General features: G+C 69.5%; 18 protein-coding genes. 7 read left to right on the top strand and 11 right to left on the bottom strand.

What is annotated here, in order from left to right; genetic code table 11:
* Positions 1–6: 6 nt before the first annotated feature.
* The 3 genes from IFU11_RS09650 (at position 7) to IFU11_RS09640 (ending at position 2959) form a co-directional block, all read left to right on the top strand.
* Entirely contained in the window at positions 7–987 is a 981-nt protein-coding gene (locus IFU11_RS09650; RefSeq protein WP_192018801.1) for a carbohydrate ABC transporter permease, read from the top strand.
* Positions 984–1820 carry a carbohydrate ABC transporter permease gene (locus IFU11_RS09645; protein ID WP_192004504.1) on the top strand — a complete coding sequence of 279 codons (837 nt, stop codon included), beginning with the start codon at positions 984–986 and terminating at the stop codon, positions 1818–1820. The genes IFU11_RS09650 and IFU11_RS09645 overlap by 4 nt, the downstream gene beginning before the upstream one ends.
* A gap of 146 nt (positions 1821–1966) precedes the next feature.
* Entirely contained in the window at positions 1967–2959 is a 993-nt protein-coding gene (locus tag IFU11_RS09640) for an NADP-dependent oxidoreductase (protein ID WP_192018800.1), read from the top strand.
* Positions 2960–3153: 194 nt separating this feature from the next.
* Here IFU11_RS09640 and IFU11_RS09635 read toward each other — a convergent pair whose 3' ends face one another.
* From IFU11_RS09635 to IFU11_RS09625, 3 genes are read right to left on the bottom strand one after another with little or no spacing between them, the layout of a single operon-like run.
* Positions 3154–3294, bottom strand: a complete 141-nt coding sequence (locus IFU11_RS09635) for a hypothetical protein (RefSeq protein ID WP_192018799.1) — start codon at positions 3292–3294, stop codon at positions 3154–3156.
* 34 nt (positions 3295–3328) lie between these two features.
* Entirely contained in the window at positions 3329–5443 is a 2115-nt protein-coding gene (locus tag IFU11_RS09630; protein ID WP_192018798.1) for a YhgE/Pip domain-containing protein, read from the bottom strand.
* The gene (locus tag IFU11_RS09625; RefSeq protein ID WP_192018797.1) at positions 5440–8352 is read right to left on the bottom strand and encodes an MMPL family transporter; all 2913 of its coding nucleotides are present in this window, start codon (positions 8350–8352) and stop codon (positions 5440–5442) included. The genes IFU11_RS09630 and IFU11_RS09625 overlap by 4 nt, the downstream gene beginning before the upstream one ends.
* 151 nt (positions 8353–8503) lie before the next feature.
* Between IFU11_RS09625 and IFU11_RS09620 the strand changes: the two genes are divergently transcribed.
* Entirely contained in the window at positions 8504–9190 is a 687-nt protein-coding gene (locus IFU11_RS09620; protein ID WP_124768631.1) for a TetR/AcrR family transcriptional regulator, read from the top strand.
* Between the two features lie 2 nt (positions 9191–9192).
* Here the strand turns inward: IFU11_RS09620 and IFU11_RS09615 are convergent, their stop codons facing one another.
* The 5 genes from IFU11_RS09615 to IFU11_RS09595 form a co-directional block, all read right to left on the bottom strand.
* Positions 9193–9648, bottom strand: a complete 456-nt coding sequence (locus tag IFU11_RS09615) for a VOC family protein (protein WP_192004508.1) — start codon at positions 9646–9648, stop codon at positions 9193–9195.
* A gap of 86 nt (positions 9649–9734) precedes the next feature.
* Positions 9735–10946 carry an ABC transporter permease gene (locus IFU11_RS09610; protein WP_244631726.1) on the bottom strand — a complete coding sequence of 404 codons (1212 nt, stop codon included), beginning with the start codon at positions 10944–10946 and terminating at the stop codon, positions 9735–9737.
* A complete protein-coding gene (locus tag IFU11_RS09605) occupies positions 10943–11674 on the bottom strand; it encodes an ABC transporter ATP-binding protein (protein ID WP_192004509.1) in 732 nt (243 codons plus the stop codon). The genes IFU11_RS09610 and IFU11_RS09605 overlap by 4 nt, the downstream gene beginning before the upstream one ends.
* Positions 11671–12735, bottom strand: coding sequence for a peptidoglycan-binding protein (locus IFU11_RS09600; RefSeq protein WP_192004510.1), 1065 nt, complete (start codon positions 12733–12735; stop codon positions 11671–11673). Before IFU11_RS09600 ends, IFU11_RS09605 begins: the two co-directional genes overlap by 4 nt.
* Positions 12732–13259 (bottom strand): hypothetical protein, encoded by a 528-nt coding sequence (locus tag IFU11_RS09595; protein WP_137242347.1) that lies wholly within the window; start codon positions 13257–13259, stop codon positions 12732–12734. Before IFU11_RS09595 ends, IFU11_RS09600 begins: the two co-directional genes overlap by 4 nt.
* A 190-nt stretch (positions 13260–13449) precedes the next feature.
* Between IFU11_RS09595 and IFU11_RS09590 the strand changes: the two genes are divergently transcribed.
* The gene (locus IFU11_RS09590) at positions 13450–14112 is read left to right on the top strand and encodes a response regulator transcription factor (RefSeq protein ID WP_192018796.1); all 663 of its coding nucleotides are present in this window, start codon (positions 13450–13452) and stop codon (positions 14110–14112) included.
* Complete coding sequence (locus tag IFU11_RS09585; RefSeq protein WP_192018795.1) at positions 14112–15446, top strand: sensor histidine kinase; 1335 nt, start codon at positions 14112–14114, stop codon at positions 15444–15446. Before IFU11_RS09590 ends, IFU11_RS09585 begins: the two co-directional genes overlap by 1 nt.
* Here IFU11_RS09585 and pnuC read toward each other — a convergent pair.
* Together pnuC and IFU11_RS09575 are read right to left on the bottom strand one after the other, a co-directional pair.
* Complete coding sequence (gene pnuC, locus IFU11_RS09580; protein ID WP_192018794.1) at positions 15377–16042, bottom strand: nicotinamide riboside transporter PnuC; 666 nt, start codon at positions 16040–16042, stop codon at positions 15377–15379. The two genes, IFU11_RS09585 and pnuC, sit on opposite strands and share 70 nt — an antisense overlap.
* 137 nt (positions 16043–16179) lie before the next feature.
* Positions 16180–16866, bottom strand: a complete 687-nt coding sequence (locus tag IFU11_RS09575) for a GntR family transcriptional regulator (protein ID WP_064294165.1) — start codon at positions 16864–16866, stop codon at positions 16180–16182.
* A 182-nt stretch (positions 16867–17048) separates the two neighbouring features.
* On the opposite strand from IFU11_RS09575, the gene IFU11_RS09570 reads away from it, so the two are divergent.
* Positions 17049–17489: an FCD domain-containing protein gene (locus IFU11_RS09570; RefSeq protein WP_159877654.1), complete on the top strand. Its 441-nt coding sequence runs from the start codon at positions 17049–17051 to the stop codon at positions 17487–17489.
* A gap of 263 nt (positions 17490–17752) precedes the next feature.
* On the opposite strand, the gene purL is transcribed toward IFU11_RS09570, so the two are convergent.
* Positions 17753–20086 (bottom strand): phosphoribosylformylglycinamidine synthase subunit PurL, encoded by a 2334-nt coding sequence (gene purL, locus IFU11_RS09565; RefSeq protein ID WP_192018793.1) that lies wholly within the window; start codon positions 20084–20086, stop codon positions 17753–17755.
* Positions 20087–20090: the final 4 nt, after the last annotated feature.

Below are 20090 nucleotides of genomic sequence, written 5' to 3'. Positions count from 1 at the left end.
CCGTCCATGACGACCACCACTGACGAAGCGGGTCGCACGCAGCAGCGGGCGACCCCGACACCCCCGGCCGGTCCCTCGCGGACCGCCGGCGGGCGTCGGCGGCGCACCTTCACGGCGCGCCCCGGCTTCGGCCTCCTCGCCTTCCTCGCCCCCGCGTTCATCTTCGTGGCGATCTTCATCTACTACCCGATGATCGCCGGCTCGCAGATGGCGTTCCGCAACTGGAACCTCGCCAACCTCACCGACACCTCGTGGGTGGGCTTCGCCAACTTCCTGGCCGTCTTCGCCGACCCCGCCTTCGGCAAGGTCGTCGCGAACACCGTGCTCTGGGTGGTGGCCTCGATCGTCCCGCAGTTCGTCATCGGCTTCGGCATCGCCCTGTGGCTGCGCCGGAAGTTCCGGTTCCGCGGCCTCTACCAGGCGATGATCTTCTTCCCGTGGGCCATCTCGGGCTTCCTCATCGGCATCCTGTTCCGCTGGATGTTCAACAGCGAGTTCGGCGTGATCAACGACCTGCTCCAGAAGGTGGGGCTGATCGACACCCCGATCCCGTGGCTGGCGGACCCGAACACCGCGATGTTCGCCGTCATCGTCGCGAACGTCTGGTACGGCGTCACGTTCTTCGCGATCATGATCCTCGCCGCCCTGCAGTCGGTGCCGGAGGACCTCTTCGAGGCCGCAGCGCTCGACGGCGCGGGCAAGGCGCGCATGCTCTTCCAGATCACGATCCCGTACATCCGCACGACGCTCGCCCTCACGGTGCTGCTCCGGGTCATCTGGATCTTCAACTTCCCCGACATCATCTACGGCATGACGGGCGGTGGTCCGGCGAACCAGACCCACATCCTGACGACCTGGATGATCGCGACCACCCAGCGCGGAGACTACGGCCGGGCCTCCGCGATCGGCCTCATCGTCGTCGCGATCCTGCTGGTGTTCACCGCGTTCTACCTGCTGTCCATGCGTGAGAAGAAGGTGAAGGCATGATCGACCAGGAGACCCGGACCGCGAAGGTCGTCAAGTTCCTCTTCCTCGGGCTCTGGCTCGTCATCACGGTGTTCCCGCTGTACTGGATCGTCGTCACCTCGTTCAAGAAGCCGGGCGCGATCTTCTCCTACCCGCTGACGTACTGGCCGGAGGTGTTCTCGGTCGAGAACTACCTCGGCCTGTTCAGCAAGGCGCAGTTCGGCACCTACGTCGTCAACAGCCTCATCGTGGCGACGATCGCAGCCGTCGTCGCGACGTTCATCTCGATGCTGTCGGCGTACGTGCTGGCGCGGTTCGAGTTCCGGAGCAAGGGGGCGATCCTGCTGGCGTTCCTCGCCACGCAGATGATCCCGTCGTTCATCGCGCTCGGCCCGCTCTACCTGCTGATGACGCAGCTCAAGCTCGTCGACAACCGGTTCGGTCTCATCCTCATCTACATCGCGGTGTGCATCCCGTTCTGCACCGTCATGCTGCGTGGATTCTTCGAGAACATCCCCGACGCCCTCGAGGAGGCGGCCATGATCGACGGCTGCTCGCGGTTCGGCGCGCTCTTCCGGGTGCTCGTCCCGGTGCTGAAGCCCGGGATCGTGGCGGCGTTCATCTTCAACTTCGTGAACTGTTGGAACGAGCTGTTCCTCTCGGTGACGCTCATCAACAGTGACGCGAACAAGACGATCCCGACGGCGCTCAACGGCTTCATCACGAGCTACAACATCGACTGGGGCTCCATGTCGGCGGCCGCCGTGCTGACGATCATCCCGACGATGGTGCTGTTCGCGTTCGCGAGCCGGTACATCGTGCAGGGCCTGACCGCGGGAGCGGTGAAGGGCTGAGCCCTCTCATTCGCCCAAAAATGGGCGAGCCGACGCCCGTTCGCCCATTCCTGGGCGAGCGGGCGTCGTCATGAGCAGCCGTCCGGTGAACCTGTAAGCCAGCTGATAGTTCGATCGGCTAGCGACCGACAGGTGGAAGATGAACCATGTTCGGTTCGAAGCAGACGACGAGGTCACTCCGCTACGCCCGCTACGGCGGGCCCGACGTACTCGAGTTCATCGAGTCCGAGATGCCGCATCCCAGATGGGGCGAGGTCGTGGTCGACGTCCTCGCGAGCGGCATCAACCACATCGAGGCGTTCGTCCGCGAGGGGCACCTCGCCGAGACGGTGCCGATCGAGCTGCCGACGGGGCAGGGGAGCGACTTCGCCGGATTGGTCCGCGAGGTCGGAACCGGGGTCGAGGGCTGGAAACGGGGCGACGAGGTGATCGGTCACGCCGTCCGCGGCGCGCACGCCACCCAGGTCGTCGTCCCGGCGTCATCCCTCGTCCGCAAGCCGAAGCGCGTGAGCTGGGAGGAGGCCGGCGGGCTCTACCTCGCTGGACTGACGGCGCTCGACACGCTCGACGGGCTGCACCTCAAGCAGGGCGACACCCTCGTCATCTCGGCGGCGGCCGGTGGCGTCGGGAACATCGAGGCGCAGTTGGCGAAGTTCGCGGGGGTCCGGGTCATCGGCACGTGTGGTGAGCGCAATCACGACTTCCTCCGTGAACAGGGCGTCAAGCCGGTCGTCTACGGCGAGGGCATGGCGGATCGGATCCGCAAGCTCGCGCCAGAGGGCGTGACGGCGTTCATCGACAACTTCGGTCAGGACGGCCAGGAGCTCGCGTTCGAACTCGGCGTCCCGCCGGAGAAGTACCGGTCGAGCGAGGATCGGAAGACCATCGAGCTCGCCGCACTCGAGCCGGACGAGGAGTTCTCCGCGCACGCCACGAAGCAGCTGCAACGTCTCGCGGAGTACGCCGCCGACCACGCGTTGAAGGTCGTCGTCTCGGCGTTCTACCCGTTCGACCTGATCATCGACGCGTTCGAGGATCTCGAGCGGTTGCACGCGCGGGGCAAGATCATCGTCGGTATGCGTCCGGCGAACCCGGAGCGCATCGTCAAGCAGCGGGACCTGCACGACGCAAGACCCTGACGACGGTCAGCGCGGCGCGCTGACCCGAGACGTCGGGTTCCGGCGCCAGCGCGGTGCGCTGACCCGAGATGCTCGGTTCCGGCGTGGGCGCGGGTCCGGGGCGTGAGCGCGACCCTCCGGAGACCCGCGCTCGCGCGTGTGGGGCGCGCCCGCGTCAGCGCACCGCGCTGGCGACCGGGTAGGGAGGGCGGGGGCTAGTTGAAGATGAAGCCGAGGACGGTCGCGCCGCCTCCACCGAGGACGAGTGCGACGACGAGGACCCAGGCGATGAGCCGCTGACGACGCTTGCGCTGCTCGCCCCATTCGGCCAGTTCCCGGTCTTCGCTGTCACTCATCGTCCCAGCCTACCGGCGGGGTTCTCGCCGGGCATCAGGCGACGGCCGGGACGAGGGCCTTCACCGAGGTGATCCTCGCCCGCGCGATCGCGAACGTCGTCGCGGCGAGCGACCCGAGGAGCCAGAGGACGAGGCCGACGACGCCGGCCGCTGCTCCCGTGTCACCGATCGCGATCGCCTGCAGACCACCGAGCGCGGGTGCGATCGGCAGGAACGCGAGGATCTGGTCCAGCACCTCCGGAGCGGTCGCGATGATCCCGGTCGCCAGACCGACGAGCGCGACGATCATCGAGACGAACCGGCCCGCACCGCCGAACAGGGCGTTGAGCGCCTGGTTGGCGGCGGCGAACACGAGTCCCGCGAGGACGGCGATCCCGGCGAAGGCGAGCCAGCCGCCCGCGTCGAGGTCGAGCAGCGGTGCGGTGATGACGGCGACGAGCAGGCCCTGCAGCATCCCGATCGCGCCGGCCGGGACGAAGGCCCCGAGCGCGAGCCGCAGCGAGGAGCGGGTGGATCCGAACGCCCGCGTGGGCACCGGTCGCAGCACGAGGAAGCTCGCGAGCGCGCCGAGCCACAGCGCGAGGACCGCGTAGAAGGGAGCGCTGTTCGTGCCGAAGGACACGGTCGCCGAATCGCCGGCCGAGACCGGGTCGGCGACGACGTCCGCGAGCGTCTGCCGGTCGGAGCTCGTGTAGGTCGGGAGACTGTCGACCGCGCTCTGCAGACCGGACGCGAGCGAGGTGATCCCGCCGGACAACGTTCCGGCGCCCGAAGCGAGCTGGTTCGACGCGTCGGCGAGCTGGGTCGTACCCGTGGCCGCTTGACCGGCACCGTCGGCGAGGGCGGACGCACCCGTCTGCAACTGCGCCGTGCCGCTGGCGGCCTGGGAGGCGCCGTCGGCGAGCCCGGACGCACCAGCGGCGATCTGGGCCGCCGCCGCGTTGAGCTGCGCAATGCCCTCGACGAGGGCGGGCATCTTGGAGGAGAACTGCGTCGCTCCTGCCGCCAAACCGGCCGCACCACCGGCGGCCTCGGCGGTGCTGTCCGCCAGTGATGCGGTGCCCGGGTAGTCCGTGGCCGCGCCGACGGGTCCGCCGCTCGCGACCGTGGTGGCGAGTCCACTCGCCGCCGCGACGTCAGCGCAGTACGTCGCGGAAGCTCCGGACGCAGCGCACTCGGCGGTAAGCGACGCGAGTTGCGCGGCCACCGCGGCCGTGAGCTGCTTGGTACCCTGGGCGCCGGCCGACAGGTCGGCGAGCCCCGCGGACACGTCGTTCGCGCCGCCGGCGATCCCCGCCGCTCCACCGACCAGCCCCGGGTTCTCGGTCGTCCCGTCACCCTGCGCCCCGGCGTTCAGTGTCGCGGCACCACCGGCGAGCTGGCTCGCTCCGCCGCTCAGCTGCGTCGCACCGGAGGACAGTTGCGTGGCGCCGTCGGCCAGCGCATCCACGCCGTCACTCAGCTGCGTCGCACCCGACGACAACTGCGTCGCGCCTGTGGCGAGCTGCGTGGTGCCGTTCGCGAGTTGCTGCGCACCCTGCGCGAGCGAGAGTCCGCCCGTCGACAGCTGCTTCGCGCCGTCGGCGGCCTCGCCGAGCTGGTCGTGGAGGGTGTTGAACCCGACGTAGACGTTCTCGAGGTAGGTAGTGGTGAGCTGCCGACCGAGGAGCGAGGCCGCGGTCTGCGTGATCGTCTGGGAGATGGCGTCGTCGACGAGCTTGCTGCGGTCGCTCGTCGTCACGTCGAGGCGGGCGCGCTCGGCGTTGGCGGCGTCGCCGGAGAACGAGGTCGCCGCCTTCGAGAAGTTCTCCGGGATCGTCACGACGGCCGTGTACGAACCGTCGGCGAGGCCCGCCTTCGCATCGGACGCGTCGGTGATGACCCAGGTGTAGTTGGTCTTCTGGTCGCCGTCGACGAGGCCCGCGGAGAGCTGGCGTCCGAGCGGCACGGTCTGGCCGTTGACGGTCACCGGCTTGTCGTCGTTCACGATGGCGGCGGTCACCTGACCGAGTCGTTCCGCCGGGTTCCACAGCGCCCAGACGAGTCCGCCGGCGATGACGAGCGGCACGAGGATGAGGCCGATGATCGAGACGACCGTGATGCCCTTGCCGGAGCGGGCCCGTTCGAGGCGGTTCAGGATGGTGCTCATGCGTCGACCTTCGATTCAGCGATGGCGGTGGGAGTTGAGGAGGTGGCGGCGCGGTCGAGGTCGAGTACCTCCGGCGCCGTGGTCGGCAGGACGTCGGCGAGCGAGGTCGCGTCCGCGGTGCCGACGACGATCGTGAGCGGCCGACGCGAGCGTTCCGCGGCTCTGGTCGCCGTCAGGAGGTGCTCGTACAGTCCGCGTCTCGTGTCGTCGTCCGGCACGGTGTCGACCCCGTCGAGGACGATGACGGCCGGGCGTTCGGCCAGCGCCGAAGCGAGCGTCCCGACGGGTTCGCCGTGGTCGAGACGGACGTACGCGACGCGGGACCGGACGGCCCCGGCGCGGACCGGCAGGACCAGACCGGCGACCTTGAGTCGACCGTGGTCGGGTTCGAGGCGACCGGCCAGCGTCAGCAGGAGGGCGGTGACCGAAACCGGGCGCGCGCCCTGCACCGCGAGCACGCCACCGACCGCGACCGTCGTGTCGACGTCCTCGTACAGCGGGCCGTCCGCGCCGGCCAGGGTGACCCCGGCGGCGGCGATGGCGACCTCGTCACCGTTGCGCCACTCGCGCAGCTCGAGTTCGCGCTGCAGGCCCTCGCCCTCGACGTCGAAGGACGGCAGGATGCGGTCGAGCCACTTCGGCAGGTACCAGGCGTGGTCGCCGAGGAGCGCGAGCACCGCCGGCACGAGGGTCATGCGCACGATGAACGCGTCGACGAAGACGCCGACCGCGAGCCCGAGGGCGATGGGTTTGATGTTCGTGTCGCCCTCCGGCACGAAGGCGGCGAAGACCGCGAACATGATGACGGCGGCGGCGGTGACGACCTTCGCCGAGCCGAGGAAGCCGGTCTCGACGGATCGCCTCGCGAGTCCCGAATGGACGAAGTCCTCGCGCATCCGGGAGACGAGGAAGACCTCGTAGTCCATCGCGAGTCCGAACAGGACACCCATGAGGATGATCGGCATGAAGCTGATCACCGGACCGGTCCTCGCGACGTGGAGGGCCTCGGCGAACACGCCGTGCTCGAAGACGAGGGCCACGACGCCGAACGACGCGGCGACCGACAGCAGGTAGCCGAGGGTCGCCTTGATCGGTACCCAGATGGAGCGGAAGACCATCGTCAGGAGCACGAGCGACAGGCCGACGACGATCAGACCGAAGGGGAGGAGGGCGCCGCCGAGGCGGTCGGAGATGTCGATGCCGATGGCCGTGAACCCGGTGACCTGGAGGTCGACGTCGTACTCGTCCTGGAAGTACTGGTGCAGTCCTCGGATCTCGGCGACGAGGTCCTTCGTCGCCTGGGAGTCGGGACTGCCGCTCGGGATGACCTGGATGATCCCGGTGTCGGCCGTCGCGTTGGGGGTGGCGAGCGGGACGGCGGCGACGCCGTCGAGTCCCTCGATCTCCTGCTTGAGGTCGGCCATGAGTCCGAGCGGGTCGGTACTGCCGACGATGCCGCCGGTGACGATGAGTGGCCCGTTGAAGCCCTCACCGAAGTGCTCGGAGACGAGGTCGTACGTCGTGCGGGCTCCGTCGCCCTCCGGCAGGGAACCGGCGTCGGGGAGCGCGAGTCGGAGTGACAGGGCGGGGATGGCGAGGGCGCCCAGGACGGCGACGACGGCGACGATCGTGACGATGGGGAGTCGCGTCACGCCGCGCACCCAGCCGAGGAAGAAGCGGTTGGGGTGCCCTTCGACAGGCTCAGGGACCGCGTTGTGGGGCTCAGGGACCGCGTTGTGGGGCTCAGGGACCGCGTTGTGGTGCTTAGGGGCCGCGGTACGGGGCTCAGGGACCGGGCTGTGGTGCTCAGGGACCGCGTCCTGTGGGCCGTCGACCGGCTCAGCAGCAGCGCCCCGGGTCGCCGCGCGCTTCCTGGCCCGCTTCGCCTTGGGCCGGAGGCGTTCGCCGGCGAAGCCGAGCATGGCCGGGATGAGGGTGAGCGAGATGACGACCGCGATCGCGACGCCGACCGCCGCGGCGACACCCATCGTCGTGAGGAACGGGATGTTCGCGACCGCGAGCCCGAGGAGGGCGATGATGACCGTGAGGCCCGCGAAGATGACGGCGGAACCGGCCGTCGCGGTCGCACGGGCGGCTGATTCGGCCGGGTCGAGCCCGCTGCGCAGGCCGTCCTGGTGTCTCGAGATGATGAACAGCGCGTAGTCGATGCCGACGGCCAGGCCGAGCATGAGCGCGAGCATCGGCGTCGTGGAGGAGATCGGCCCGAAGACCGTCGCCACGAAGATGAGCGCCATCGAGATGCCGACCCCGAGCAGTGCGGTGACGAGCGGCATGCCCGCGGCGAGGAAGGAGCCGAATGTGAGGATGAGGACGACGAGCGCGACGACCACGCCGACGAGCTCGATGATGCTCAGCGTCGGCAGGCTGTTGCTGAAGAGCTGCCCGCCGAGGGACGACTCGGCACCGGCCGGGAGGGCCTTCGCGAGGCTCGCCTCCGCGTCCTCGACGTCGCTGATCGTCGCGGCGGTGATGTCGGTCTGCGCGCTGTCGAACTGGATCGAGATGAGCGCCGCCCGCTGATCCTCCGAGACCGCCCCCGTCACGTTCTCGTCGAAGGGTGAGACCGCCTGCTCGACCTGCCCGATGTCGCCCAGGGCGGTGACGGCGTCGTCGATCGCCGACCGGACCCCGGCGTCCTCGACGGTGTCGCCCTTCGGCGCGACGACGATGATCTGCGCCGAGGCGCCGGCCACCTGCGGGAAGGTGTGGTCGAGCGAGTCGAGCGCCTCCTGCGACTCCGTGCCGGGGATGGAGAAGGCGTTGTCGGTTCCCTGGTTGAAGAGCAGCGCGCCTCCACCCGCGAGGGCGAGCACGGCGATCCAGAGGATCAGCACGAGCTTGCGGGCGCCGAACGCCCAGCGGCCGAGGGTGTAGAGCAGTGAGGACACGCGTCGCTCCTAGGGAGGTCGGCGCTGCTTGCAGGCGAGCCGACGGAGAAATTCGAACAGGATCGATACATCGGTGTATCCGATACACGACTGTATTGGATACAGTGGTGTATCGGCAAGAAGTCGGTCGAGCTGTCAGTAAGGTGTCAGGATGCGCGTGCACGAAGCGGTCGAGTCCCCGAGCGACGAGGCACCCGTCGAGTCCGCGCGTCGGCAGCGGACGCGCGAGCGGCTCGTCGACGCCGCCTACGAGGTCTTCGCCGAGTTCGGCGTCCACGCGGCGTCCGTCGAGCAGATCAGTGAGCGCGCGGGCTTCACCCGTGGCGCCTTCTACTCCAACTTCGATTCGAAGGAGGAGTTGTTCTTCGCTCTCGAGTCACGAGAGAACCAGCTCCGACTCGATCGCCTGGAGGCCGGACTGCAGGCGGTCAGTCCGTCGCTCCTCGACGCAGCGGGCCGCTACACCGAGGGTTCGCTCGAGGCCCTGATCCGTGCCTTCCTCGAACTCCAGCCCGATGACCGCCGCTGGTGCCTCGTGCAGTCGGAGTTCCGGATGCTGGCGATGCGCGACGCCGACGTCGCAGCCCGCTACCTGCAGCACCAGGAGAGCGCTGGCCGCCAGCTCGCCGCGTGGCTCGACCAAGCGGCCGGACTCGCACACGTCCGGTTCACGATCCCGACGCCCGACATCGCGAACATCGTCGTCGCCCTCTACGAGTCGGCCATCCAGACGGCCGTGCTCATGGACCCGGACGGCGATGAGGGCTCACCGCGCGAGCTCGCGATGCGCACGCTCCCGGCCATCGTCCGCGCCCTGACCGAGTCGGTCACCGACTGACGTCAGGCGGACTCGCCGGATCGATCCGGCTGCAGCGCCTGGGCCAGCATGACGATGATGCCGCTCGGCCCGCGCACGTAGCTGAGCTTGTAGACGCCCTGATAATCCGCGACCCCGCGGAGCGGGTGGCAGCCGTGTCTGGCGGCGATCGCGAGCGCCTCGTCGATGTCGTCGACGGCGAACGCGACGCGGTGCATGCCGATCTCGTTCGGCAGCGTGGGTTCGGTCTCGATCGCGTCCGGGTGGAGGTACTCGAAGAGTTCGAGGCGTCCGTGACCGTCCGGCGTCTGCAACATCGCGATCCTGGCGTGGTTACCGTCGAGGCCCACGGCCGTGTCGGCCCACTCGCCGCTCACCGTGTCGCGGCCGAGTACGGTGAGGCCGAGGTCGGTGAAGAAGGCGATCGTCGCCTCGAGGTCGCGGACCGCGATCCCGACGTTCTCGAGTCTGATGTCCATGGGCTGCACGCTACCCGGCGGCGCGGGCCCGATCCAGGGTCTCCTGGAGCGGGCCCGCGTCGGAGCAGTCCGGCGGCGGCTCCGACTCAGCCGCTGAGGGCCGAGGTCGGTGGTGTCCTGGCGGCTCGGATCGCCGGGTAGAGGCCGGCGATCGCCCCGATCACCAGGGTCGCGCCGACGCCCGCGAGCAGCACCTCCGCCGGTACGGCGGTCGGCCAGTCGTTCACCGCGGCGACGACGCTCGTGACGCCGGTACCGATCGCGGCGCCCGCGACCCCGCCGAGCGCGGAGAGGAGGAGTGCCTCGGTGAGGAACTGGGACCGGATGTGGCCCCGCGTGGCCCCGAGGGCGCGACGGAGGCCGATCTCGCGTCGGCGTTCCAGGACCGAGATGACCATCGTGTTCGCCACCCCGATGCCGCCGACGAGCAGCGCGACCGAGCCGAGGCCGAGGAGGAGACCGGTGAAGGCTTGATCGGCAGCCTGCTTGGCGGCGAGGGCGTCCGACGGCCTGGAGACCTCGACCTCCTCGGGTGCAGCAGGGTTCACGGTGCGGGGGAGGAGCTCGCGGACGGCCTCGACGCGTTCGTCGGAGGACCGTTCGTAGACCGTGGTCGGTTTGCCGTCGTACCCGAAGCGTTCGGCGGCGACGGTCTCACCGATCATCACCGTGGTGTCGAGTTCCGGGGCGAGGTCGAGCGGATCCAGGATGCCCACCACCGTGAAGTACTGGTCGCCGAGCTGGATCATCGAGCCGACCGTAGCGATACCCAGCCGTTCCGCGGCTTTCGACCCCAGGACGACCGTGGGGTAGCTCGCCGTCGCCCGGTTCAGCCACTCACCGGTGGCGAGGGTACCGCCCACGACGTCCAACAGGCTCTCCGTCACCGCCGCTGCGCCGAGGCCCCCACTCGACGCCCGGTCGATGAGGCTGCTGCGGTAGACGAGGACGCCGTTCAGCACTGCGGCGGAGCCGGCCCGTTCCACACCGTCGACCAGTCCCACCTTGCCGACGGTGTTCGTGGGCAGGGTCGCTGCCTCACCGAAGAGGTTCTGGCCCGGTTGGACGGTCAGCAGGTTCGTCCCGAGAGCGGAGAGCTGCGCCTGCAGTTTGGCCTGACTGGATGAGGAGATGCCGACGACCGCGATCATCGCCGCGATGCCGATCGCGATCCCGAGGGCGGACAGGACAGCGCGCGTCGGCCGTGCCCGCAGACCCGTCGTCCCGAGCCGGAGGACGTCGCGACCGAGGAGCCGCGACCGTCGATCGTGGTCGGGGTTCATGTGCTCCTCGTTCATGCGGCCAGCCCCGAATCGTTCACGATCCGGCCGTCGCGGATCGCCACCTGGCGGGGGAGTCGCGCAGCGAGTTCGGCGTCGTGCGTGATCACGACGATGGTCGTGCCGGCCTCGTGGAGTTCGTGCAGCAGCTCGACGATGCTCGCTCCGGACACGGAGTCCAGGTTGCCGGTGGGTTCGTCGGCGAGGAGCAACGGCGGGTCACCGACCACGGCGCGTGCGATCGCGACCCGCTGGCGCTCACCGCCGGAGAGCTGGGTCGGGCGGTGGCCGAGACGGTGGCCGAGGCCGACGCGTTCGAGGGCGACGACCGCGCGACGACGGCGCTCGGCCCGGGGGACCCCGGCGTAGATGAGGCCGTCGGCGACGTTGTCGACCGTGGTCGAGCCGTCGGCGAGGTGGAACTGCTGGAAGACGAAGCCGATGCGGTACGCGCGGAGGGCCGAGAGCTTCGCGTCGGAGAGGCGTCCGACGTCCGAACCCGCGATGCGGGCGGTCCCACCGGTCGGTCGGTCGAGGGTCCCGATGAGGTTGAGCATCGTCGACTTCCCGGAGCCGCTCGGTCCGACGATGGCGACGAACTCGCCCTCCTCGACCGTGAGGTCGACACCCGCGAGGGCGAGCGTGGGTGGCTCGCCGTACTCCCGGGTGACCCCGTCGAGGTGGATGATCGGTGGTCCGGCCGGCTGCGTGAGTGCGGCTGCCGATGCCGTCGTGGTGTCCGTCATGAGACCGGCACCACGACGTCGAGACCTTCGCGGATGCCGTCGCCTGAGACCTCGACCCGACCATCGGCGAACAGACCGGTCGTGACCGGGACCTGACGGCGCTTCCCGTTCCCCTCGACGACCTCGACGCCGAACGTCGTGTCATCGATCGCGATGAGCCCTTCCACCGGGACGGAGAGGACGTTCTCACGTCGTTCCGTCGGGAAGCCGACCGTCACGGTCGCGCGCTGCAGATCGGCTGCGGCCGCCGGATCGTCGAGCGTGATGCCGACCGGGATCGTGACCTTCTTCTGTCCGTCCGCATCCGACTCGGTGGGGACGCCGACATCGGTGACCGTGCCGGTCGTCCGCTGTCCGCCGGGGAGGTTGACGTCGACCTTCGTCCCGACGACGCCGAGCCGCTGATCGGCGAGCTTCAGCGGGACGTCGATGCGCTTCACGAGGGACGAGACGGTGACGATCTTGTCCGAGGCGGTGGTGCCGACCGCGGCGTCGACCGATGCGATCCGCACGTCGCCCGTCATGAAGACGACCGATCCGAGCTCCAGGCGTCCGGTCTCCTCGACGCCGAGGGCTTTCTGCCACCGCTCGATGGCACGCACGGTCGACGCGGCGAACTCGTCGTCCGGTTCACGGTCGAAGTAGCCGAGGGCCGCGAGGCTCATCTCGAGTTGCCGGACGTCCGGTCCGTCGGTCATACCGGACTCGAACGCCCGCCAGGTCGGGAGCGGTCCGTGGAGGAGCATGACCGGGACGTTGTCGAGGGCGTAGAGGGTGCCGCCGAGCGAGACCGTGCTGCCGGGAACGGGCACCGCCGTGACGATCCCGGCTCCACCGCCGATGGTGCGCTGGTCCGCGTAGTCGAGGGTGCCGCTCGCCTGCGTCGTGCCCGCGAGGTCGCCGGCGGTGATCGGTGCGGTGCCGGTGCGGATGCTGCTGACCGGCTCTTCCTGGTTCGGCCCCTGCGTCGGTGCCAGCGTGACCGCCGCGGCGGCGCCGCCTGCAAGCAGGACGGCGCCGACGCAGACGGCCACGACGACCCCTCGTCGTCGGTTGCTCATCGGTCGGTGGAGCCGAGCGGCGCGCTCGAGTCGGACGAGAGACCGCAGGCTTCCATCACCTCTTCCGTGACGTCGGAGGGGATCTGCATGGCCTGCCCTTCCACCGGGTCGGCCATCTCGTATCCCTGTTCGCGGAAGCACTCGGCCATCTCGAGCTGCTGCTCGAAGGCGTCGGCGACCGCGGGGTTTCCTCCGGCGGGTACCGGAGGCGTCCCGAGACGGTCGATGCAGGTCGCGGAGGCGTCCTGGAAGGCATCCTGGTCTCCGTCGCCGAGGGTCACGGACGCACCGCCAGAGCCGTTCTGCTCGGGGTCGGGCATGTCGACCCCCTCATCGCGCATGCAGGAGGCGAAGGCGACCTGCCAGTCGTCGAACGATTGCACCGCCTTCGGGGTCTGGCTGCTCGAGTCGGGCGAGCCCGAGCTGCAGGCCGCCAACGATCCGATGAGGAACGGGATCGCGATGAATGCGGCGAGTCTGCCGGCCGGACGGCGGACGGAACGGGTGATGGTGATGTCGGACATCTGCTCTCCTCAGTGGGTGGGGCTGACTGGTGACGACCAGTCCACTCGGCGGCGCGTTGTCGGGGCGTCAAGGAAAACGTTGACGTTCTCTGAACGTCTCGAACGGCACGGTAGATAACCGACACTCGGGGGTTGCTCGATCAGCGTCCGTACGATCCCGGAGTCCCCACACCCTTTCGAGAGGAACATCATGCGCGTCCTGGTTGCCGAGGACGAGGCCTACCTCGCCGGGGGGGCCCGAGCCGGTCTGCGGCAGGCGGCGATCGCCGCGGACGTCGTGCACGACGGCGACGCAGCGCTCGAGGCGCTCACGATCAACGACTACGACGTCCTGCTCCTCGACCGGGACCTGCCTGGCACCCACGGCGACGAGGTGTGCCGAACGGTGGTCGCCGAGCATCCCGGTGTCCGCGTCATGATGCTGACGGCGGCACGCCGACTCGACGACACCGTGTCCGGCCTCGGCCTCGGGGCCGACGACTACCTGGTGAAGCCGTTCGAGTTCCCGGAGCTCGTGGCCAGGCTCCGCGCGCTCGCCCGGCGCACGGCGGAGTCGCGCCCTCCGGTCCTCGAGCGTGCCGGAGTGCGAGTCGACCCGTTCCGGCGGGAGGTCTTCCGCGACGGCGTGTACGTGAAGCTGGCACGCAAGGAGTTCGCGGTCCTCGAGCAGCTGCTGCTCGCCGACGGAGGGGTCGTGAGCGCCGAGACCCTCCTCGAGAAGGCCTGGGACGAGAACGTCGACCCGTTCACGAACACCATCCGCGTGACCATCTCGAACCTCCGCCGACGCCTCGGCTCACCGTGGGTGATCACGACCGTCCCGGGGGCGGGCTACCGGATCGAGGGCGACTGATGCCGCGTTCCGGCGCAGCGGGGTTGCTCAGCCGCCCGAACCGCTTGACGGTGCGTCTGCGCTTGACGCTGACGTACGCGCTGCTGTTCACCGTCGCCGGCTCGATCATGCTCGCGCTCATCTACGCCTTCATGCGGTACGTCCCGACGTACGCGATCACCGCGGTGCGGGCCGACGAGGCCATGGACGGCGCGACCCGTTGGCGGTCGACCGCGCCGACCGAGGTCGCCGGGGCGGCCACCTATCAGCCGGCCGAGGGGCTGACCTCGGCGAACGGTACTGCGGCCCTCGTCGTCTCGGACCAGAGCGACATCCTGAACACGCTCCTCGTCTGGTCGCTCATCGTGCTCGTCGTCCTCGCGGCGGCGAGCGCGTGGGCTGGCTGGATCCTGTCGGGCCGGCTGCTGCGCCCGCTGCACGCGATCAACGTGGCCGCGCAGCGGGCGGCGACGGGATCCTTCGACCATCGGGTCGCCCTCGCCGGCCCGCGGGACGAGATCACCGACCTCTCCGACACCTTCGACCACATGCTCGAGCGGCTCGACCGGTCGTTCCGCGCCCACCAACGGTTCGCGGCGAACGCCTCGCACGAGCTGCGCACCCCGCTCGCGACGACCCAGGCGATGCTCGACGTCGCCGCGACCAGCGACGACCTCGACGACGACACCGTCAGGGGACTCATCGCCCGGCTCCGTGAGACGAACACGCGCAGCATCCAGACCGTCGAGGCCGTGCTCGACCTCGCCGACCTCGAGCACTCGGAGCTGCGGGGTGAGAACGTGGCACTCGGAGAGCTGGCTTCCGAGGCATGCGTCGCCGCAGCCTCCGCGGCTCGAGCGCGCGGGATCGACTGCACGGCCGAGGTGCAGGACCTCGCGGTCTGGGGCGACGAGGCCATGCTGCACCAGCTGTGCGGGAACCTCCTGCAGAACGCCGTCCGGCACAACGTCGACGGTGGTTTCGTGCGGGTCTCGCTGCGCCGGTCGGGCGGTCCGGCGGGCGGCGCGGTGGTCCTCCGGGTCGAGAACTCCGGGGAGTCGATCCCGGTGGACGTGGTCGCGAGGCTCACCGAACCGTTCTACCGCGCCGGCGGCCGGGTCGCGCGGGGTCCGGAGCGGTCACGCGGGCTCGGACTCGCCATCGTGGAGAGCATCGCCGAGGTGCATGGGGCTGCGCTCGAGCTCGCCGTGCGGTCGGAGGGTGGGCTGGTGGTGACGGTCACGTTCCCGCCGAGCGGACCGGACGCCGGCACCGAGGCGTCAGCTCAGCGCGCCGTGGCGACGCGCTCGCCGCGAGCCCACACGAAGAAGCCGGCAAGGGTGAACGCCCCGTAGAACAGGTACATCGAGGCCGAGACCCAGTACCCGGCGCCGAACAGGAGCGGCACGCCGACGAGGTCGACCGCGACCCAGACGAGCCAGAACTCCACCCAGCGTTTCGCCATCCCCCAGGTCGCGAGCAGGGAGCCCATGAAGATCCACGCGTCGGCCCAGACCGGCTCGTAGGAGCCGAGTGCCCGGAACACGGGGATCAGGAGCAGCGTGCCGCCGAGCAGGAGGCCGACGAGGACGAGCCGCACCCGCCAGCCGGCCCAGCGGGGCCGGATCACGGCGACCGGACCGGTCGTCGCTTCGACCCGCTCGACCCGACGCCACTGCACCCAGCCGTAGATCGACACGACGATGAACATGAGCTGGCGGCCCGCCTGCCCCAGGAGGTTGGTCGGGTTCGGCGTGTGGAAGACCGCGCCGAGGAAGACGGTCAGGAGGAGCGCGTTGCCGATGATGCCGACGGGCCAGGCCCAGGCGCGGCGACGCATGCCGCCGAGGGCGCTCGCCAGGCCGAACAGGTTGCCGACGACCTCCCGCCAGAGGACCACCTGGTCGCCGACCCTGAACGTCGCGTCGAAGAGCCAGAGGAGGATCCCCACTGCAGTGCTCCGATCGGGTCCGTGGCCAGATGATGCGCGGTCACGCGACCGACGGTCCACCGTACAACGTGCAGAGCCGCCTCCCGATCGGGAGGCGGCTCTGTGACGATCTGCGGCTCGAAGGTCCTGTTCACCGACTAGCTCGCGGCGGGCAGTCCTCCACCGGCGGCGATGACCTGCTCGAGGAAGGCGTCGGTGGCCTCGGCCTGCTTGCGCATGACGCGCTCGGCGTCCTCGGCGCTGCGTGCCTCGGCGGCCGCGACCAGCCCGGTGACGTAGGCGGCGAAGATGTCCCACTGGAAGAAGTCGATCGTCGGCAGCGAGGTGTAGGTCACCCGGGTGTTCATCTGACGGGCGACCTGCTGCAGCAGCGAGTTGCCCGAACGCTCGACCATGAAGTCGGCGAAGGCGGAGGACGACCGGAGGACGTGCTTGTCACGCGCTTCGATGTCCGCGAGCACGGCGTCGCCGAGTTCGCGGAACGCCGCGACGTCCTCGTCGGTGAACTGCGGGATGCTCCACCGCGCGCTGAGCTCGTGGAAGCCGTTCAGCAGGCGCAGTGCTTCGGCGTACTGCTCGGCGGTGGGCTTCGCGACGCGGGTGTACCGCTGGGGCGCGGTCTCGACCAGTCCGATGTCGGCGAGCTTGCTGATCGCTTCGCGGATCGGGGTCCTCGAGACGCCGAGCCACTTCTCGAGCTCTTCATCGTTGAGGCGCTCGCCGGGCTCGAGGGTTCCGTCCTCGATGGCGGTCAGGAGCTGCTCGAAGACGATGTCGCGCAGGAGCTTCCGAGGGCTCGTCTCGACGGTTTTGGGAACAGGCATGGGACTCCGATCGTCGAGCTGGGATATGACCAGTTCAGAATACCGATATCCAAGGTGTGTTGGATAGTTTTGTGCCTCATGTGTTGGTGAACATGCCGGATGCACAGGTGCAGGCGGGTGCGCCGAGCCTTGCTATCCTGGCGCGCACCGGCATACGCCGGAGCGGCAGGAAGGTGGGACGCATGTCGACGGACTCGACGGCCAGCAGGCCCCGCCATCGGCGGATCCATCTGTTCCAGACGCTCGGGGCGCTGCTGGGCGGTGTGACGCGGGTGACCGTGCCCGTCCTCGAGGACGCCGACCGAGCGGCGCTCGTCGCCGAGCTGGACGAGGTGTCGCGCGTGATCGGCTTGCAGGACCCGGTCGCCTACGCCGAGCTCTCGTGGCCGCTCATGGACCATCTCGTCGCTCTCTGCCCGAATCGCATCCTGGTCACGACCGCTCGCGATGCCCTCGCGCTGCTGTCGCCGCAACTCGAGGTCACCGCCGACACCGACTGGCTCGATTGGCCGTCACTCGCGGTGGACTTCCCGATCCTCCGGGACGCGGTCGCGGAGGGGGACGCGATCGCCGCGGAACTGGCCGTAGAACGACTCTGGGGCATGGCCGCGACGCTTCCGTGAAGCATTCCAAATGCTGATATGCTGAAGTCGTCGCTTGCGACACCACTGCCGGAGACGCCGGTCAGGACATTCGGGTTCCTGGCCTGAGCGCCCGGTGGTGAGTCGGGTGGGTGGGTTTCGGGTATCCGCCCACCCGGCGTCTGATCCTCTAGCGACGGAGCGGTCACCTCGATGCAGCTCACGCGTCGGTGCCGCGCACGCCTCTCCTGACACAGCACAGCCCCCACGCCGTCGGGCGCAGGGGCTGTGTGGAGGCGGGTCGCTCAGCCGATGACCGGGCCGAACCGCTCGGGGAGCACGCTCTTCGACACCCGACGCAGTTCGGAGACCGGGATGGTCAAGACGTCCTGGATCTCGAGGGCGGGCTCGGTCGCGTCGCCGACAGCCGAGGCGTCGGTCACGCCGATGCGGAGCACCGGGTAGCCGCGGCCCTCGCACAGACCCTGGAACTTGACGTCGTCTTCGCGCGGCACCGAGACGATGACGCGTCCGGTGGACTCGGAGAAGAGCGCCGTCGTGAGGTCGACGCCGTCGCGGGTGAGCAGCTCGCCGAGGAACACCCGGGCGCCGACGCCGAAGCGCATGACGCTCTCCGCCAGTGCCTGGGCGAGACCACCGTCGGAGAGGTCGTGGGCGGAGGACACGAGACCCTCCTTGGCCGCGGCGTGCAGCAGCTCGGCCAGCGTCTTCTCGCCGGCGAGGTCGACCTTGGGTGGCAGGCCACCGAGGTGGTCGTGGATCGTCCCGGCCCAGGCGGAGCCGTCGAGCTCGAGTGCGGTGGTGCCGAGGAGGTAGAGGTTGTCGCCCTCGTCCTGCCATCCGCTCGGGATGCGGCGCGCGACGTCGTCGATCACGCCGAGCACGCCGACGACGGGGGTCGGGAAGATCGGGACGTCGCCCGTCTGGTTGTAGAACGACACGTTGCCGCCGGTGACCGGCACGCCGAGCTCGAGGCAGGCGTCCGACAGGCCGGCGACGGCCTCGGAGAACTGCCACATGACCTCGGGGTTCTCCGGTGAGCCGAAGTTCAGGCAGTCGGTGACGGCGGCCGGAACGGCACCCGTGACGGCGACGTTGCGGTAGGCCTCCGCGAGCGCGAGCTGCGCACCCTGGCGGGGGTCGAGCTGGCAGTAGCGGCCGTTCGCGTCGGTCGCGATGGCGAAGCCGAGGCCGGACTCCTCATCGACGCGGATCATGCCGCCGTCGTCGGGGAAGGACAGCGCCGTGTTGCCCATGACGTAGTAGTCGTACTGGTTGGTGATCCAGCTCTTGTCGGCGAGGTTCGCCGAGCCGAGGAGGGAGCGGAACTGCTGCTCCAGCTCGGCAGGGGCGTCCGTGCGGGGGAGGGCCGACGCGGAGTCGGCCTGCAGGGCGTCGATCCAGGTGGGGTAGGCGACCGGGCGCTCGTAGACCGGGCCGTCGACCGCGACGGTCGAGGGGTCGACGTTCACGATCTCCTCGCCGTGCCAGTTGATGACGAGGCGACCGGTGTCGGTGACCTCACCGAGCACCGAGGTCTCGACGTCCCACTTGTCGGTGACGGCGAGGAAAGCGTCGAGCTTGCCCGGCTCGACGACGGCCATCATGCGCTCCTGCGACTCCGACATGAGGATCTCCTCGGGTGTCAGCGAAGGGTCGCGCAGCAGCACGTGCGACAGCTCGACGAACATGCCGCCGTCGCCGTTGGCCGCGAGCTCACTCGTGGCGCAGGAGATGCCGGCGGCACCGAGGTCCTGGATGCCCTCGACGAGGCTGTCGCGGTAGAGCTCGAGGCAGCACTCGATGAGCACCTTCTCGGCGAACGGGTCGCCGACCTGGACGGCCGGACGCTTCGTCGGGCCGTTCGCGTCGAAGGAGTCGGACGCGAGGATGGAGGCGCCACCGATGCCGTCGCCACCGGTGCGGGCACCGAAGAGGACGATCTTGTTGCCGACGCCCGAGGCGTTGGCGAGGCGGAGGTCCTCGTGACGCAGGACGCCGACCGACAGGGCGTTGACGAGCGGGTTGCCCTGGTACACCTTGTCGAAGTAGGTCTCGCCGCCGATGTTCGGCAGGCCCAGGCAGTTGCCGTAGGAGGAGATGCCGGCGGTGACGCCGTGCACGACGCGCGCGGTGTCGGGGTGGTCGATGTCGCCGAAGCGGAGCTGGTCCATGATGGCGACCGGTCGGGCGCCCATCGAGATGATGTCGCGGACGATGCCGCCGACGCCCGTGGCCGCACCCTGGAAGGGCTCGATGTAGGAGGGGTGGTTGTGGCTCTCGACCTTGAAGGTCACGGCCCAGCCCTCGCCGACGTCGATGACGCCGGCGTTCTCGCCCATGCCGACCATGAGGTTCTTCTTCATGTCGTCGGTGACCTTCTGGCCGAACTGGCGCAGGTAGATCTTGCTGGACTTGTAGGAGCAGTGCTCGCTCCACATGACCGAGTACATGGCGAGCTCGCCGCTCGTGGGACGACGGCCGAGGATCTCGCGGATCTTCGCGTACTCGTCGGCCTTCAGGCCGAGGGCGCCGTAGGGCTGCTCGCGGTCCGGTGTCGCGACGGCGTTCTCGACGGTGTCGGCGACGGCGGAGCTGGTGGGGGTGGTGGTCGTCACGAGG

The organism is Plantibacter sp. CFBP 8804, from assembly GCF_014841225.1.
GTDB lineage: Bacteria > Actinomycetota > Actinomycetes > Actinomycetales > Microbacteriaceae > Plantibacter > Plantibacter auratus.
The sequence above is the reverse complement of the archived record's forward strand: the minus strand, read 5'-3'. Positions and strand labels throughout refer to the sequence as shown.